At 58.0% G+C, this 15754-nt stretch carries 18 protein-coding genes and 1 tRNA gene; 15 read left to right on the forward strand and 4 right to left on the reverse strand.

The annotated features are described in order from the left end of the window. The first annotated feature begins 106 nt into the window (after positions 1-106). The 15 genes from NTD87_RS17970 (at position 107) to nadA (ending at position 11836) form a co-directional block, all read left to right on the forward strand. Positions 107-853, forward strand: coding sequence for a YebC/PmpR family DNA-binding transcriptional regulator (locus NTD87_RS17970; protein ID WP_262115401.1), 747 nt, complete (start codon positions 107-109; stop codon positions 851-853). Positions 854-1011: 158 nt separating this feature from the next. Next, positions 1012-1536, forward strand: a complete 525-nt coding sequence (gene ruvC / locus NTD87_RS17975) for a crossover junction endodeoxyribonuclease RuvC (RefSeq protein ID WP_262115403.1) — start codon at positions 1012-1014, stop codon at positions 1534-1536. 118 nt (positions 1537-1654) lie between these two features. After that, complete coding sequence (ruvA, locus tag NTD87_RS17980) at positions 1655-2272, forward strand: Holliday junction branch migration protein RuvA (protein WP_262115405.1); 618 nt, start codon at positions 1655-1657, stop codon at positions 2270-2272. Then, positions 2273-3334 (forward strand): Holliday junction branch migration DNA helicase RuvB, encoded by a 1062-nt coding sequence (gene ruvB / locus NTD87_RS17985; RefSeq protein ID WP_262115406.1) that lies wholly within the window; start codon positions 2273-2275, stop codon positions 3332-3334. 138 nt (positions 3335-3472) lie between these two features. Beyond that, positions 3473-3940, forward strand: a complete 468-nt coding sequence (gene ybgC, locus NTD87_RS17990) for a tol-pal system-associated acyl-CoA thioesterase (RefSeq protein ID WP_019693257.1) — start codon at positions 3473-3475, stop codon at positions 3938-3940. Beyond that, positions 3930-4625: a protein TolQ gene (gene tolQ, locus NTD87_RS17995; RefSeq protein ID WP_262115408.1), complete on the forward strand. Its 696-nt coding sequence runs from the start codon at positions 3930-3932 to the stop codon at positions 4623-4625. Before ybgC ends, tolQ begins: the two co-directional genes overlap by 11 nt. A gap of 23 nt (positions 4626-4648) precedes the next feature. Then, entirely contained in the window at positions 4649-5101 is a 453-nt protein-coding gene (tolR, locus tag NTD87_RS18000) for a protein TolR (protein ID WP_262115426.1), read from the forward strand. Next, positions 5101-6180: a cell envelope integrity protein TolA gene (gene tolA / locus NTD87_RS18005; RefSeq protein WP_262115409.1), complete on the forward strand. Its 1080-nt coding sequence runs from the start codon at positions 5101-5103 to the stop codon at positions 6178-6180. The genes tolR and tolA overlap by 1 nt, the downstream gene beginning before the upstream one ends. A gap of 29 nt (positions 6181-6209) precedes the next feature. Continuing rightward, positions 6210-7478, forward strand: a complete 1269-nt coding sequence (tolB, locus tag NTD87_RS18010) for a Tol-Pal system beta propeller repeat protein TolB (RefSeq protein ID WP_262115410.1) — start codon at positions 6210-6212, stop codon at positions 7476-7478. A gap of 52 nt (positions 7479-7530) precedes the next feature. Further along, on the forward strand, positions 7531-8028 hold the full coding sequence (gene pal, locus NTD87_RS18015) for a peptidoglycan-associated lipoprotein Pal (protein ID WP_071553673.1): 498 nt from the start codon (positions 7531-7533) through the stop codon (positions 8026-8028). Between the two features lie 6 nt (positions 8029-8034). Further along, entirely contained in the window at positions 8035-8865 is an 831-nt protein-coding gene (gene ybgF / locus NTD87_RS18020) for a tol-pal system protein YbgF (RefSeq protein WP_262115411.1), read from the forward strand. Positions 8866-9033: 168 nt separating this feature from the next. Next, a complete protein-coding gene (gene queE, locus NTD87_RS18025) occupies positions 9034-9681 on the forward strand; it encodes a 7-carboxy-7-deazaguanine synthase QueE (RefSeq protein ID WP_262115412.1) in 648 nt (215 codons plus the stop codon). 1 nt (position 9682) lies between these two features. Next, complete coding sequence (gene queC, locus NTD87_RS18030; RefSeq protein WP_262115414.1) at positions 9683-10375, forward strand: 7-cyano-7-deazaguanine synthase QueC; 693 nt, start codon at positions 9683-9685, stop codon at positions 10373-10375. A gap of 63 nt (positions 10376-10438) precedes the next feature. Next, positions 10439-10514, forward strand: a tRNA-Lys gene (locus tag NTD87_RS18035). A 263-nt stretch (positions 10515-10777) separates the two neighbouring features. Continuing rightward, on the forward strand, positions 10778-11836 hold the full coding sequence (gene nadA, locus NTD87_RS18040) for a quinolinate synthase NadA (RefSeq protein WP_262115416.1): 1059 nt from the start codon (positions 10778-10780) through the stop codon (positions 11834-11836). A gap of 89 nt (positions 11837-11925) precedes the next feature. Here nadA and NTD87_RS18045 read toward each other — a convergent pair whose 3' ends face one another. From NTD87_RS18045 to NTD87_RS18060, 4 genes are all read right to left on the reverse strand, one after another. Further along, entirely contained in the window at positions 11926-12414 is a 489-nt protein-coding gene (locus tag NTD87_RS18045; RefSeq protein WP_262115418.1) for an RDD family protein, read from the reverse strand. A gap of 96 nt (positions 12415-12510) precedes the next feature. Next, positions 12511-12723: a cold-shock protein gene (locus NTD87_RS18050; protein WP_007931076.1), complete on the reverse strand. Its 213-nt coding sequence runs from the start codon at positions 12721-12723 to the stop codon at positions 12511-12513. A 401-nt stretch (positions 12724-13124) separates the two neighbouring features. Then, entirely contained in the window at positions 13125-14249 is a 1125-nt protein-coding gene (gcvT, locus tag NTD87_RS18055) for a glycine cleavage system aminomethyltransferase GcvT (protein WP_262115422.1), read from the reverse strand. Positions 14250-14290: 41 nt separating this feature from the next. Then, positions 14291-15667, reverse strand: coding sequence for an L-serine ammonia-lyase (locus NTD87_RS18060; RefSeq protein WP_262115423.1), 1377 nt, complete (start codon positions 15665-15667; stop codon positions 14291-14293). Positions 15668-15754: the final 87 nt, after the last annotated feature.

Genomic DNA, 15754 nt, shown 5'->3' on the forward strand with positions numbered 1-15754 from the left:
TCGATGCGTCAGGGCGTCAGATCCAGATTGTGTTGCCCGCTCGCCTTCACGGGCGTGCGGGCATTGTTTTAAAGAGAGTTGTTTTAAAGAGAATTCGGAGCGAGTTATGGCGGGTCATTCCAAGTGGGCGAACATCAAGCACCGCAAAGAACGTCAGGATGCCAAGAAGGGCAAGATTTTCACCAAGTGGATTCGTGAACTGACTGTCGCGGCCCGTCAGGGTGGCGGTGATCCGGGCTCCAACCCGCGTTTGCGTCTGGCGCTGGACAAAGCCCTTGGCGCGAACATGAGTCGTGACATTATCGATCGCGCGGTTGCTCGTGGTGCCGGCGCCGCCGACACCGACGACATGGTCGAGCTGAGCTATGAAGGTTATGGCCCGGGCGGCGTAGCGGTGATGGTCGAGTGCATGACCGACAACCGCAACCGCACCGCAGCAGCTGTGCGTCACGCGTTCAGCAAATGTGGCGGCAACCTGGGGACCGACGGTTCGGTGGCTTACCTGTTCGAGCGCAAGGGGCAGATTTCCTTCGCGCCGGGCGTCGACGAAGACGCGCTCATGGAAGCGGCCATGGAAGCCGACGCCGATGACGTGGTGACCCACGAAGATGGCTCCATCGACGTGTTTACTTCGTTCACCCATTTCTACGCGGTGCGTCATGCCCTGGAAGCGGCCGGTTTCAAAGGTGATGACGCGGAAATCGTCATGCTGCCGACCACCAGTGCCGAACTGGACCTGGAGGGCGCCGAGAAGGTGCTCAAGCTGATCGACATGCTCGAAGACCTGGACGACGTGCAGAACGTTTATTCCAATGCGGATATCCCGGAATCGGTGGCCGCACAGCTCGGTTAAGGGCGACTAAGATCCAATGTGGGAGCGAGCCTGCTCGCGAACGCGGATTTTCAGGCAGCATTGTTGCTGAATATGAAACCGCTTTCGCGAGCAGGCTCGCTCCCACATTTTTTATTCGCTGTTTTTACTATCGTGCTTTTAATTAACCCGCAGGCGTTATGACTTTAATTCTTGGTATCGACCCCGGTTCACGCATTACCGGTTATGGCGTGGTACGCGATACCGGCCGTGGCTGCGTGTACGTAGCCTCGGGCTGTATTCGTACCGGCAGCGGCGAGTTGCATGAGAGGCTGCAAATTGTTTTTCGCGGTGTGCGTGAAGTCATCCAGACCTACGGCCCGGTTACCATGGGGATCGAAAAGGTCTTCATGGCCCGCAATGCCGATTCGGCCCTGAAGCTGGGCCAGGCTCGCGGCGCCGCTATCGTTGCGGGCGCTGAAGAAAACCTGGAAATTGCCGAATACACCGCAACCCAGGTCAAGCAGGCGGTGACCGGGACTGGCGCGGCGAATAAAGAGCAGGTGCAGATGATGGTCATGCACATGCTGAAACTGACCAGCAAACCGCAAATCGATGCCTCGGACGCCCTGGCAATCGCCATTTGTCATGCCCACACCCGTTCCAGCCTGTTACCCCATGGTCTGGGGGCAGCGCGCAGTCGCGGCGGTCGCCTTCGCCTCTGATCTGATAGCATCAGCCCACTCATTTTATCCGTTGAGCGTTTTGCGCCTGTTTTGTCGGCGGCCACGCTCACTTTGGTACTCGAAAGCCAGATCTGGCCAACGCTTAAGGATTTGAAACGTGATTGGACGTTTGCGCGGCACCTTGGCTGAGAAACAGCCGCCGCACCTGATTCTGGATGTAAACGGTCTGGGCTATGAGCTGGAAGTGCCGATGACCACGCTCTATCGACTGCCGTCGGTCGGAGAGCAGATCGCCTTGCACACCCATTTGGTCGTGCGCGAAGACGCCCAGTTGCTCTACGGTTTCATTGGCAAGCGTGATCGCGATTTTTTCCGTGAGCTGATCCGCCTCAATGGCGTGGGTCCCAAGCTGGCGCTGGCGCTGATGTCCAGCCTTGAAGTCGATGAATTGGTGCGTTGCGTGCAAGCGCAGGACACGTCGGCGCTGACCAAGGTGCCGGGCGTCGGCAAGAAGACCGCCGAGCGCTTGTTGGTGGAACTCAAGGATCGCTTCAAGGCTTGGGAGACCGTGCCTGCGATGTTCGCCCTGGTCCCAAACCAGCCGGGTGGGCCGGATGCGCAGGCCCCGGTGGCTACCGCCGAAAACGACGCGGTCAGCGCGCTGATTTCCCTGGGCTACAAGCCGCAGGAGGCAAGCAAGGCGATTTCAGCCATCAAGGAGAAAGGTTTGAGCAGTGAAGACCTGATCCGTCGCGCCCTGAAGGGAATGATTTAAGTGATTGAAGCTGATCGTCTGATCGCCGCCACGGGTGGCCCCCGTGACCGCGAAGAAGTCCAGGACCGTGCGATTCGTCCCGTCAGCCTGGCTGAATATATCGGCCAGCCAACCGTTCGCGAGCAGATGGAGTTGTTCATCCAGGCGGCCCGTGGGCGCAACGAGTCCCTCGATCACACGCTGATCTTCGGTCCGCCGGGGCTGGGTAAAACCACCCTGGCCAACATCATTGCCCAGGAAATGGGTGTATCGATCAAAAGCACCTCGGGGCCGGTCCTTGAGCGTCCGGGTGATCTGGCGGCGCTGCTGACCAATCTCGAACCTCACGACGTACTGTTCATCGATGAGATCCATCGCCTGTCACCGATTGTCGAAGAAGTGCTGTACCCGGCCATGGAAGACTTCCAGCTCGACATCATGATTGGTGAAGGGCCGGCGGCGCGTTCGATCAAGCTCGACCTGCCACCCTTTACCCTGGTCGGTGCCACCACCCGTGCCGGGATGTTGACCAATCCGTTGCGTGACCGTTTCGGTATCGTGCAGCGTCTGGAGTTCTATAACACGGCGGATCTGGCGACCATCGTCAGCCGTTCGGCGAAAATCCTCGGCTTGCCGCTGGATCCGGAGGGCGCCTTTGAAATCGCTCGTCGGGCCCGTGGTACGCCGCGTATTGCCAACCGGTTATTGCGCCGGGTGCGCGATTTTGCCGAAGTCCGGGCCAAGGGGCATATCACCAAACCTATTGCTGATCTGGCGCTGAACCTGCTGGACGTCGATGAGCGTGGCTTCGATCACCAGGACCGACGCCTGCTGTTGACCATGATCGAGAAGTTCGATGGCGGTCCGGTCGGGGTGGACAGTCTCGCCGCGGCAATCAGCGAGGAGCGGCACACCATCGAGGACGTGCTTGAGCCCTATCTGATTCAGCAGGGCTATATCATGCGGACCCCGCGTGGACGGGTAGTGACCCGGCATGCGTACCTGCATTTTGGTTTGAATATCCCGTCGCGTTTGGGTGAAATGCCCGTGGTAGACGAGTTTCTTGATGTGGTAGACGATTGATGACCTCTGTGTGCTGATTTATTTCGGCTTTGCGTGGTCCTAGAGGACTGCGATTGCCGATCTTTCTCACGAAAGTCGTTCAAGAATGAAAAACAGTTGCCTGGCTGGATTGGCAACCTGAGGAGTAAGCACTAGAGTATGCGCGCGCAAAACGGGCTTGAGTCGTTCGCACATCGTTGTCGCGTTTATTACGAGGACACCGATGCCGGCGGCATCGTGTATTACGTTAATTACCTTAAGTTTATGGAGCGGGCTCGAACCGAGCGGCTACGAGAACTGGGCTTTGCCCAATCGCAGCTGGCAGGTGAGGACCTGTTGTTCGTCGTGCATTCCAGCGAAGCGCGCTATCACGCGCCGGCGCGACTGGACGACGAGCTTCTGGTAAGTGCAGAAGTAATCGAATTGAACCGCGTCAGTCTGCGCTTTAAACAGCAGGTCAGGCGAGCCGCGGATAATGCACTGCTCTGCGAAGGGCAGTTTTTGGTGGCCTGTGTGCGCACCCATAGTTTGAAACCCCGGGCCATTCCCGAAGCTCTACGTGCGGCCTTTGCCGACGTGAGCGGCGCGGGTACACACTCAGAGCAGGAGATAAAGCGTGGAAGCTAACGTCGTCGACCATACCTCCATGTGGAGCCTGGTCAGCAATGCCAGCGTTGTGGTGCAGTTGGTAATGCTGATCCTGGTAGCCGCATCGGTGACCTCGTGGATCATGATTTTTCAGCGCAGCAACTTGCTGCGCGCCGGTCGCCGTGCCCTGGAGAGCTTTGAAGAGCGCTTCTGGTCGGGTATCGACTTGTCCAAACTCTACCGCCAGGCCGGTAGCAACCCTGACCCGGATTCTGGTGTAGAGCAGATCTTCCGCGCTGGTTTCAAGGAGTTTTCCCGTCTGCGTCAGCAGCCAGGCGTTGACCCGGAAGCCGTCATGGAAGGTGTGGCGCGTGCCATGCGCGTGGCCATTTCCCGCGAAGAAGAAAAGCTCGAGCAGAGCCTGCCGTTCCTGGCCACCGTCGGTTCCGTCAGTCCGTACATCGGTCTGTTCGGTACGGTCTGGGGCATCATGAACTCCTTCCGTGGTCTGGCTGCTGCCCAGCAAGCGACCCTGGCCACCGTGGCTCCAGGTATCGCCGAAGCACTGGTCGCGACCGCTATCGGTCTGTTCGCAGCCATTCCAGCGGTAATCGCTTACAACCGTTTCGCCGCTCGCAGTGAAACCTTGCTCAGCCGTTACTACACCTTCGCCGATGAGTTCCAGGCGATCCTGCACCGCAAAGTGCACACCAGCGAAGAATAAGCAGGTAATTCCCAATGGCTTTAATCGCTCGAGCTCGCAAAAAGCGCAAGCCGGTTGCCGAGATGAACGTGGTGCCTTACATCGACGTGATGCTGGTACTGCTGGTCATCTTCATGGTGACCGCACCGATGCTCAATCAGGGCGTGAAAGTTGATCTGCCCAAGGTTTCCAGCGAAGCCCTGCCGCAGGACAACAACACCCAGGTCCTGACCATTTCGATCAAGTCTGACAAGACCTATTACTGGAACCTTGGCAGCGAAGTCGACACCGAGAAGCAGCAGGACAGGGCCATGACCCTGCCGCAGATGACTGACGCGGTGACCAAGATCATTCGCGCCGGTAACGAAGGCGGCAAGCACACTCAAGTGTTCATTCGCGGTGACAAGACCGTCGACTACGGCTCCGTGATGGGCGCCATGGGTGGGTTGCAGAAAGCCGGGGTCGGTAATGTTGGCTTGATTACCGAGGCGCCCTGATGCAGCAACAGCGAGAGCCGACAGCCTCGGAAAGCTACTTCTGGCCTAGTGTCTGGGCGATTGGCCTGCACGTGCTGGTGTTTGGCATGCTGTTCGTCAGTTTCGCCATGACCCCGGAGTTGCCGCCGGCCAAGCCGATTGTCCAGGCGACCCTGTACCAGCTGAAATCGAAAAGTCGGGCGACCACCCAGACCAATCAGAAGATTGCGGGTGAAGCGCAGAAATCTGCTGCGCGCCAGACCGAAGCCGAACAGATGGAACAGAAAAAGGTCGAGCAGGAAGCGGTAAAGGCTGCGGAACAAAAGAAAGAAGAGGTGGCTCAAAAAGCCGAGGAAGCCAAGAAGGCCGACGAGTCGAAGAAAGCGGACGAGGCGAAAAAGGCTGATGAAGCCAAGAAAGCCGATGAAGCGAAGAAGACCGCCGAAGCCAAAAAGGCCGAACAGAAACAATTGGCTGATATAGCCAAGAAGAAAGCCGAAGAAGAAGCCGAGAAAGCCGCTGAAGAAGAGGCCAAGAAAGCAGCTGCTGAAGCTGCGAAGAAAAAGATAGTCGAAGACGCGAAGAAGAAAGCCGCGGAAGACGCCAAGAAAGTAGCTGCTGCTGAGGAGGCGAAGAAGAAAATCGCCGAGGATGCGAAGAAGAAAGCGGCTGCCGATGCGGCGAAGAAAAAATCGCAGGAAGCTGCACGTAAATCGGTCGAAGAGAAAAAGGCTCAGGCCTTGGCTGATTTGCTGTCCGACAAGCCGCAGCGTCAACAGGCTTTGGCGGATGAGCAGGGCGATGAAACCGCGGGCAACTTCGATGATCTGATTCGTTCGAGGGCATCTGAAGGTTGGGCGCAGCCGCCGTCGGCACGCAAGGGCATGAAAGTGATCCTGCAGATCAACATGTTGCCTGACGGAACGATCTCCGGAGTTTCGGTCGCTCATTCCAGTGGCGATGTGCCGTTCGACAATTCCGCGGTAGCGGCAGTAAAAAATATTGGTCGTTTGACCGAAATGCAGGGTCTGAAACCAAGTGATTTCGCTCCCTATCGTTCATTCAAGATGACATTCACACCTGAGGATCTAGCCTTGTGAGAAACCTTCTTCGAGGACTGCTTGTAGTCATGTTCTGCTTTGCAGGATTGGCTACAGCGGATGAAAAAAATATCCTGGTCAGCAGTGGTAGCTCCCAGGCGACACCGATTGCGGTAGTGCCGTTCGGCTGGCAGGGCGGTAGCGTCCTGCCGGATGACATGGCGGAAATCATCGGCAATGACCTGCGCAACTCGGGTTACTACGCGCCGATTCCGAAGCAGAACATGATCAGCCAGCCGACTCAGGCCAGCGAAGTCATCTACCGCGACTGGAAGGCGCTGGGCGCCCAGTACATCATGGTCGGCAGCATTGTTCCGGCGGGCGGTCGTCTGCAGGTGCAATACGCTCTGTTCAACGTCGCCACCGAGCAGCAAGTACTGACCGGCAGCGTTTCGGGTGGTGTCGATCAACTGCGCGACATGGCGCACTTCATCTCCGACCAGTCGTTCGAAAAACTGACCGGCATCAAGGGGGCGTTCTCCACGCGTCTGCTGTACGTGACGGCCGAGCGTTTTTCGGTGAACAACACGCGCTACACCCTGCAGCGTTCGGACTATGACGGTGCTCGTGCCGTGACCCTGCTGCAATCGCGCGAGCCGATCCTGTCGCCGCGTTTCGCCCCCGATGGCAAGCGCATCGCCTATGTGTCGTTCGAGCAGAAGCGTCCGCGCATTTTCATGCAGAACATCGACACCGGTCGCCGCGAGCAGATCACCAACTTCGAAGGCCTGAATGGTGCTCCAGCCTGGTCACCGGATGGTTCGCGCCTGGCTTTCGTCCTGTCCAAGGACGGTAACCCGGATATTTACGTGATGAACCTGGGTTCGCGTCAGATCTCCCGCGTGACTTCAGGTCCAGGCATCAACACCGAACCGTTCTGGGGTAAGGATGGTTCGACCATCTACTTCACCTCCGACCGTGGCGGCAAGCCGCAGATCTACAAGACCAACGTCAGTGGTGGCGGCGCGGAGCGTGTGACCTTTATCGGTAACTACAACGCCAACCCGAAACTGTCGGCTGACGAGAAGACACTTGTCATGATTCACCGTCAGGATGGCTTCACCAATTTCCGGGTGGCCGCTCAGGATCTGCAGCGCGGTAGCATAAAAATCCTGACAGACACCAACCTTGACGAGTCAGCCACTGTTGCGCCCAACGGCACCATGGTAATCTACGCCACCGCCCAGCAGGGCCGGGGAGTCTTGATGCTCGTGTCCATCAATGGACGCGTAAGGCTCCCGCTTCCTACCGCTCAAGGCGAAGTCAGAGAACCTTCCTGGTCCCCTTACCTGAACTGACGCGGCGCTATACGTTTTACTTAACACACTGGGGTTCATTAGGAGTTTCACGATGGAAATGCTGAAGTTTGGTAAATTTGCTGCGCTGGCTCTGGCCATGGCTGTAGCTGTAGGTTGCTCGTCCAAAGGCGGCGACAACGCCGGTGCAGGCGCTGTAGATCCAAACGCTGGTTACGGCGCTAACACTGGTGCAGTTGACGGTTCCCTGAGCGAAGAAGCTGCTCTGCGCGCAATCACCACTTTCTACTTCGAATACGACAGCTCGGACCTGAAGCCAGAAGCCATGCGCGCTCTGGACGTTCACGCCAAAGACCTGAAAGCAAACGGCGCTCGCGTTGTTCTGGAAGGCAACACCGACGAACGTGGTACTCGTGAGTACAACATGGCACTGGGCGAGCGTCGTGCGAAAGCCGTTCAACGCTACCTGGTACTGCAAGGTGTTTCCCCAGCTCAGCTGGAACTGGTTTCCTACGGTAAAGAGCGTCCAGTTGCTACTGGCCACGACGAGCAGTCCTGGGCTCAAAACCGTCGCGTCGAACTGCGTAAGTAATTTGACATGCGAACGTGCCGTCGTGCTGTAACTGTTCTGGCTCTCAGCCTCGCACCGCTTGCGGTGTGGGCTGCGGTTCCTGTGGTCGATGACAACTCCGGTTATAACAATAGCGGGAGCAGTTATCCGCCTGCGGGTTACGGTACGAACGGCGCCTATGCCGGGGGAGGGGTTACGGCCCCTGCCTCGGCACAGGGCGTGCTGTTCAACCAACTGCAACAAATGCAGGAGCAACTCGCACGCCAACAAGGTGCGATCGAAGTTCTGCAAAATGATGTAGCGCGCATGAAGCAGGAAAACCTGGAGCGATACCAGGATCTTGATCGGCGTATTGGAACCGGCGGTGCACCCGCTGCGGCTCCTGAAAATTCTCCAGCCGGTGGCGATATGAATGCCGCCGGTGCAGCTGCAGGTGCCAGTGCTGCTACTCAAGCGCCAGCGGCCAGCAGCGAACCGGGTGATCCGGCGAAGGAAAAGCTCTATTACGACGCGGCCTTCGACCTGATCAAAGCCAAGGATTTCGACAAGGCCAGCCAGGCGTTTTCGGCATTCCTGCGCAAATACCCGAACAGTCAGTACGCGGGCAATGCCCAGTACTGGTTGGGCGAAGTGAACCTGGCCAAGGGCGATCTGCAAGGTGCGGGTCAGGCTTTTGCCAAGGTTTCGCAGTTGTACCCCAAGCACGCCAAAGTGCCTGACTCGCTGTACAAGCTTGCCGATGTAGAGCGCCGCCTGGGTCATACCGACAAGGTCAAAGGCATTCTGCAGCAGGTGGTTTCCCAATATCCGGGCACCTCCGCCGCTCAGTTGGCTCAACGCGATCTGCAGCGTATGTAAGGCTGTTTGACCCGTTTACAAGAAACCCGCGCTTGCCGCGGGTTTTTTCGTTAGAATTCACCCCCTTTTTTATGAAACACCGCTTTTGGGGATCTGCGCGTTGGCGGGGTTCCCTGAAGTGCCTGACGGAGGCGGACAGCCTGTTTAGCTGTTACGCCCGTGGCGACTATGCAAGACACATTGAGAATTACCGAAGTTTTTTACTCGTTGCAGGGTGAAACGCGGACTGCCGGGCTGCCTACTGTATTTGTACGCCTGACCGGTTGCCCATTGCGTTGCCAATACTGCGACAGCGCCTATGCGTTCAGCGGCGGCACGATCCGAACCCTCGACGATATCCTCGAGCAGGTTGCAGGCTTCCGGCCCCGTTACGTCTGTGTCACCGGTGGCGAGCCCCTGGCGCAACCCAATGCCATTCCTTTGCTCAAGCAATTGTGTGACGCCGGTTATGAAGTGTCGCTGGAAACTAGCGGCGCCCTGGATATTTCAGCGGTCGATCCGCGGGTCAGCCGAGTACTCGACCTGAAAACACCGGGGTCGAAAGAGGCTCACCGCAACCTCTACGAGAACATCGAGCTTCTGACGCCAAACGATCAGGTCAAGTTCGTGATCTGTTCTCGTGAAGACTACGACTGGGCGGTATCCAAGCTGATTCAATACGGTCTCGATCAGCGCGCTGGCGAAGTTCTGTTCTCGCCGAGTCACCATGACTTGAGTGCGCGTGATCTGGCTGACTGGATTGTTGCGGATAACCTGCCAGTACGCCTGCAATTGCAGCTGCATAAATATCTTTGGAACGACGAGCCGGGGCGCTGAAATGACTGAGCAACTGAATAAAGCAGAAAAACGCGCAGTAATCCTGCTGTCCGGCGGTCTGGACTCGGCAACGGTAGTGGCCATGGCTCGTGCTGACGGTTACAGCTGCTACACCATGAGCTTCGACTACGGTCAGCGTCACCGCGCCGAGTTGCGCGCCGCTGAGCGTGTCGCACGTGATCTGGGCGTGATCGAACATAAAGTGATTGGCCTGAACCTCAACGGCATCGGTGGCTCGGCGTTGACCGACAGTTCCATCGATGTGCCTGAAGCGCCGAGCGAAGGGATCCCGATCACTTACGTGCCGGCCCGCAATACTGTGTTTCTGTCGCTGGCATTGGGCTGGGCTGAAGTGCTCGGCGCGCGCGATATTTTCATTGGTGTGAATGCGGTGGACTATTCCGGTTACCCGGATTGCCGTCCCGAGTTCATCGAAGCCTTCGAGCGCATGGCCAATCTGGCGACCAAGGCCGGGGTTGAGGGGAACGGCTTCCGTATCCAGGCACCGCTGCAAAACCTCAGCAAAGCGCAAATCGTCCAGGCGGGCGTGAAGCTTGGCGTCGACTATGGGCTGACCGTTTCTTGCTATCAGGCGGACGATAATGGCCGTGCATGCGGTAAATGCGATAGCTGCCGTCTGCGTGCAGAAGGCTTCCTGGCGGCCGGAATCAGCGACCCAACAGCTTATTTTTGATTTATTTCAAATTAGGTGTTGAATAGTCCTTAAAAATCAGTATTATACGCGCCACAACACAGCGGGTCGTTAGCTCAGTTGGTAGAGCAGTTGGCTTTTAACCAATTGGTCGTAGGTTCGAATCCCACACGACCCACCATTTTAAAAAATCTGGAAGGCCCACGTAAGTGAGGATTTCCGGGTTTTTTTTTGCCCGCGATTTAAGCCTGGCTCAATCCGGGTGTTGCACCGCGTGACGCAGGTCAGAATGGTCTTTTGCATCTCGGGGATATTCTGTAGCCTTGCGCAGCTTCAATGCTGTCCGTGCCTGATGAATACTCACTCTCCCGGCGGTACCTCCTGTGGTCCGGAGCCGGGTGTATACTCGACTTTCGCGCGAAAGCGCCCGCAGGTCTTGCGATCATGACGCAAATTTCCGAACGCCTTCTGGTTCAAGCTCACCTCGATGCCAAACAGCCCAAACCGCTGAGCGTCGAAGAGCAAGCGCATTACCGCGCCGCCATCGCCGCCGAGCTCAAGGCTCAGGACGCGGTGCTGGTTGCCCACTTCTATTGTGATCCGATCATTCAGGCCCTGGCCGAAGAAACCGGTGGCTGTGTTTCCGACTCACTGGAAATGGCCCGCTTCGGCAATGCTCACCCGGCCAGGACTGTGGTGGTTGCTGGCGTGAAGTTCATGGGGGAGACCGCAAAAATCCTCAACCCGGAAAAACGTGTACTGATGCCGACGCTGGAGGCGACCTGCTCGCTGGACCTGGGTTGCCCGGTAGACGAGTTCTCGGCGTTTTGCGATCAGCACCCGGAGCGCACGGTGGTGGTGTATGCCAACACCTCGGCAGCGGTGAAGGCGCGGGCGGACTGGGTGGTGACATCCAGTTGCGCATTGGAGATTGTCGAAAGCCTGATGGATAACGGCGAGACGATCATTTGGGGACCGGACAAGCACCTGGGCACCTACATTCAGCGCCAGACCGGTGCCGACATGCTGCTTTGGGACGGGGCCTGCATCGTTCACGAAGAGTTCAAGGCCAAACAGCTGGAAGACATGAAAGCGCTGTACCCGGATGCCGCCATTTTGGTGCACCCGGAGTCGCCGACGGCGGTGATCGAGTTGGCTGACGCGGTGGGCTCCACCAGTCAGTTGATCGCTGCTGCGCAAAAGCTTCCGAACAAGACGCTGATCGTCGCCACCGACCGCGGCATCTTCTACAAGATGCAGCAGCTGTGCCCGGACAAGGTCTTCATCGAGGCGCCTACGGCTGGCAACGGTGCGGCATGCCGCAGTTGCGCGCATTGCCCGTGGATGGCGATGAACACCCTTGAGCGCATGTTGCAGTGCCTGCGTGAGGGCTCCAACGAGATATTCGTCGAGCCGGCGCTGATCCCTCAGGCGATTCGTCCGCTCAAGCGCATGCTCGACTTCACGGCGGCAGCGCGGATGAAGCTGGCGGGTAACGCTTAAGGTCAAAAGCTTAAGATCAAAAGATCGCAGCCTGCGGCAGCTCCGTAAACCGTGTAGGAGCTGCCGCAGGCTGCGATCTTTTTTGTGCGTTATTTTTTCTTCTTCGGGATCTGCACCAACTGGCTGTTGGAGTACATGTCGTGCCAGCTGCGCTTCTGTTTGTCGAAGAGCACCCAGAAGAATCCCAGGCCTGCGCACAGCAAGGATGCGATAGACACCACAAAGCGCAACAGCGCCTGCCACAGGCTGATGGCCGAGCCGTCGGCGTTCTGCACGCGGATGCACCAGACCTGCATGCCGAGGGTCTGACCGGACCAGGTCCAGAACTTGGCGAAGAAGCCAAACAGCACGAACAGCAGAATGGTCGAGAACAGCGGATCACCGTCCAGTGCGCCGGCCTCGGTCAGGGCGCGCATCTTCTCTTCGCCGAGGATTGCCATCTGCACCATCTTGTAGATACCGCCGGTTACGATCAGCAGGGCAGTGCACAACAGGAAGTCGTAGAACATCGCTGCCAGGCGACGGCCCAGGCCGGCGATAGGGAATTCACCCTGGGGGCTTAGCAGGTGTTTCGACATGGAGGGGCTCTCGGCTTGAAAAGAAGCCATTTTACGGAATTACGCGCACAAAAAAGCCCCTGATGTCAGCATCAGGGGCTTTTTCGTTACAGAGGATTAGCCTTCTGCTTGTACTTCGTCAGCTTGCATGCCTTTCTGGCCCTGCACCGCGATGAAGGTGACTTTCTGGCCTTCTTTCAGGCTCTTGAAGCCGTTGCCCTGAATAGCGCGGAAATGCACGAACAGATCCGGACCGCTTTCTGGAGTGATAAAACCAAAACCTTTCTCGTCGTTAAACCACTTGACGGTGCCGCTCTGACGTTGGGACATTTCTTATTTCCTTTGACGCAAAAATTGATGACAGCCTCTTTCTCATGAAAGAGTACTGGGGCTGGTTGCAGGAGAGTAAGAGACGTCGAACGGGATGTAGCTAACTTGTAGGCTACTGCCCAGGTCACGATTCCAAGCGACCCATGCAAACACAGTGAACAAACTCTACGCCAACTACGGGAGAAAAAACAAGCCCCGTGGAAGCCACGTATTGCTTGGCTTGATGGCTGTTTCCCATGATCGTTAGTGCGGCTTATACGATAGCATTGTTCAATTGTTTTCGATTGTTATAAGCCAAGTTCACAATCGAAGTGCTTGATCAAGGCGTGCACTGTTTTATGGCGGTTGCGTGACAGATTAGTGCATTGTTACGCAACCGCGTTACTTATAGGAACAGTCAATCAGCCACGATAGTAGCGTTGTGGAACAAATGGCATTTTGCTTACAAGCAAAGGCACCTTTTTCCCACGAACAATCGCCCAGACTTGGGTGTCGAGTGCGATGTAAGCACTGTCGAGGTAACCCATCGCCAAAGGACCGCCCAGGGTTGGACCGAAGCCACCGCTGCAGACGCTGCCGATGATTTCCCCTGCTTCGTTGACGATCTCCGCGCCTTCGCGCACCGGTGTACGTTCCTGAGGCAGCAGGCCGACGCGTTTGCGGCTGACACCGGTTTGTTGCTGGGCGAATACGCTTTCGGCACCCGGGAAGCCGCCGGCACGCGCACCATCAGCACGCCGTGGCTTGGAGATGGCCCAGAGCAGGCTGGCTTCGATCGGGGTGGTCTCGGTGTTCATGTCGTGGCCGTAGAGGCACAGGCCGGCTTCGAGGCGCAGCGAGTCACGGGCGCCAAGGCCGATGGCCGCGACTTCCGGCTCGGCCAGCAACGCACGAGCCAGGGCCTCGGTGTTGGCGGCCGGCACGGAGATTTCGAAACCGTCTTCACCGGTGTAGCCCGAGCGGCTGACAAAGCAGTCGACGCCCAGCAAGGTCACGCGGGCGAACTGCATGAACGTCATCTTCGCCACTTCAGGGGCCAGGCGCGCGAGCACGGTCACTGCGGCCGGGCCTTGCAGGGCGAGCAGGGCGCGTTCTTCGAACAGCGGTTCGATACGGCACTGCTCGCCGATGTATTGGCGCAGGTGCGCCAGGTCCTGATCCTTGCACGCGGCGTTGACCACCAGGAACAACTCGTCGTTACCCAGGTTGGCGACCATCAGGTCGTCGAGGATGCCACCGCTCTCGTTGGTGAACATCGCATAACGCTGCATGCCCACTGGCAGGTCGATGATGTCCACCGGTACCAGGGTTTCCAGGGCCTTGGCAGCATTGGCGCCGGTCAGGCGGATCTGGCCCATGTGCGAGACATCGAACAGCCCGGCCTGATCACGGGTGTGCTGGTGTTCTTTCATCACGCCCAGTGGGTACTGCACCGGCATGTCGTAGCCGGCGAAAGGCACCATGCGTGCGCCGAGTTCGATGTGCAGTGCGTGCAACGGGGTTTTCAACAGTTGTTCGGTGGACATATGCAGCTCCTGAAAATTGCACTGATGCAGATGCGTTGGCATCAGCACTCGATAATGTTGACCGCCAAACCGCCACGGGCGGTTTCCTTGTATTTGCTTTTCATGTCGGCGCCGGTCTGGCGCATGGTGCGGATGACCTTGTCGAGGGAGACGAAGTGCTGACCATCGCCACGCAGGGCCATGCGCACCGCATTGATGGCTTTGACCGAGCCCATGGCGTTGCGCTCGATACACGGCACCTGTACCAGCCCGCCAATCGGGTCGCAGGTCAGGCCGAGGTTGTGTTCCATGCCGATCTCGGCAGCGTTTTCCACCTGCTGCACCGTGCCGCCGAGCACTTCGCAGAGCGCGCCGGCAGCCATTGAACAGGCCACGCCGACTTCGCCCTGACAGCCGACTTCAGCGCCGGAGATCGAGGCGTTTTCCTTGTACAGAATGCCGATGGCGGCAGCGGTGAGCAGGAATCGCACGACGCCGTCTTCGGTCGCACCGGGGATGAAGCGCATGTAGTAATGCAACACCGCCGGGACGATGCCGGCTGCACCGTTGGTGGGCGCCGTGACCACGCGCCCACCGTTGGCGTTTTCTTCGTTCACCGCCAGTGCATACAGGTTGACCCAATCGAGCACCGACAACGGATCGCGCAGCGACGATTCCGGGTTCTTGCACAGTTGCCGATGCAGCGCCGCTGCTCGACGTTTGACCTTCAAACCACCGGGCAGAATCCCTTCGTTGCGGCAGCCAGCGGCGACGCAGTCTTGCATCACCTGCCAGATTTTCAGCAGGCCGGCGCGGGTTTCCGATTCCGGGCGCCAGGCGCTTTCATTGGTCAGCATCACCTGACTGATGGACAGCCCATAGGTAGTGCAATGGCCGAGCAGGTCCTTGGCGCTTTTGAACGGAAAGGTCAGCGGCGTTGCATCCTCGACGATGCGGTCGGCGCCGGCAGCATCTTCGTCGACCACAAAGCCGCCACCGACCGAGTAATACTCGCGGCTGCGGATCTGTATTCCGGCGGCATCAAAGGCACGAAAAATCATGCCGTTGGGGTGGTAGGCCAGTGGCTTGCGGATCATCGCCAAGTGGAGTTTTTCATTGAATTCGATGACGTGCTCACCGAGCAGGTTCAAGCGACCGCTGCTGCGAATCTCATGCAGGCGGGCGGCAATGTTCTCGGTGTTCACGGTGTCCGGGTGTTCACCTTCCAGGCCCAGCAACACAGCCTTGTCGCTGCCGTGGCCTTTGCCGGTGGCGCCGAGCGAGCCGTAGAGCTCGACTTTGACGCAGGCGGTTGCCGCCAACAGGTTTTCACGACGCAGGCCTTCGACGAAGCGCGCAGCCGCGCGCATCGGGCCGACGGTGTGAGAGCTGGAGGGGCCGATGCCAATCTTGAACAGGTCGAACACGCTTAAAGACATGGTTGTTCTCCGGTTTCTTGTTATAGGAATTGACCGATCATGACGGTTTGCACTGATCCCTGTGGGTGGGGGGGGGGGGGGGGGGGG

Source organism: Pseudomonas sp. 6D_7.1_Bac1 (assembly GCF_025465945.1).
In the GTDB taxonomy this organism is placed as follows: Bacteria; Pseudomonadota; Gammaproteobacteria; order Pseudomonadales; family Pseudomonadaceae; genus Aquipseudomonas.

Bases quoted from the DNA above. Each gene is read 5' to 3' on its own strand.
- NTD87_RS17970 (WP_262115401.1), top strand. From the start codon at position 107: ATGGCGGGTCATTCCAAGTGGGCGAACATCAAGCACCGCAAAGAACGT.
- ruvC (WP_262115403.1), top strand. From the start codon at position 1,012: ATGACTTTAATTCTTGGTATCGACCCCGGTTCACGCATTACCGGTTAT.
- ybgC (WP_019693257.1), top strand. From the start codon at position 3,473: ATGCGCGCGCAAAACGGGCTTGAGTCGTTCGCACATCGTTGTCGCGTT.
- tolA (WP_262115409.1), top strand. From the start codon at position 5,101: ATGCAGCAACAGCGAGAGCCGACAGCCTCGGAAAGCTACTTCTGGCCT.
- tolB (WP_262115410.1), top strand. From the start codon at position 6,210: ATGTTCTGCTTTGCAGGATTGGCTACAGCGGATGAAAAAAATATCCTG.
- pal (WP_071553673.1), top strand. From the start codon at position 7,531: ATGGAAATGCTGAAGTTTGGTAAATTTGCTGCGCTGGCTCTGGCCATG.
- ybgF (WP_262115411.1), top strand. From the start codon at position 8,035: ATGCGAACGTGCCGTCGTGCTGTAACTGTTCTGGCTCTCAGCCTCGCA.
- queE (WP_262115412.1), top strand. From the start codon at position 9,034: ATGCAAGACACATTGAGAATTACCGAAGTTTTTTACTCGTTGCAGGGT.
- queC (WP_262115414.1), top strand. From the start codon at position 9,683: ATGACTGAGCAACTGAATAAAGCAGAAAAACGCGCAGTAATCCTGCTG.
- nadA (WP_262115416.1), top strand. From the start codon at position 10,778: ATGACGCAAATTTCCGAACGCCTTCTGGTTCAAGCTCACCTCGATGCC.
- NTD87_RS18045 (WP_262115418.1), bottom strand. From the start codon at position 12,414: ATGTCGAAACACCTGCTAAGCCCCCAGGGTGAATTCCCTATCGCCGGC.
- NTD87_RS18050 (WP_007931076.1), bottom strand. From the start codon at position 12,723: ATGTCCCAACGTCAGAGCGGCACCGTCAAGTGGTTTAACGACGAGAAA.
- gcvT (WP_262115422.1), bottom strand. From the start codon at position 14,249: ATGTCCACCGAACAACTGTTGAAAACCCCGTTGCACGCACTGCACATC.
- NTD87_RS18060 (WP_262115423.1), bottom strand. From the start codon at position 15,667: ATGTCTTTAAGCGTGTTCGACCTGTTCAAGATTGGCATCGGCCCCTCC.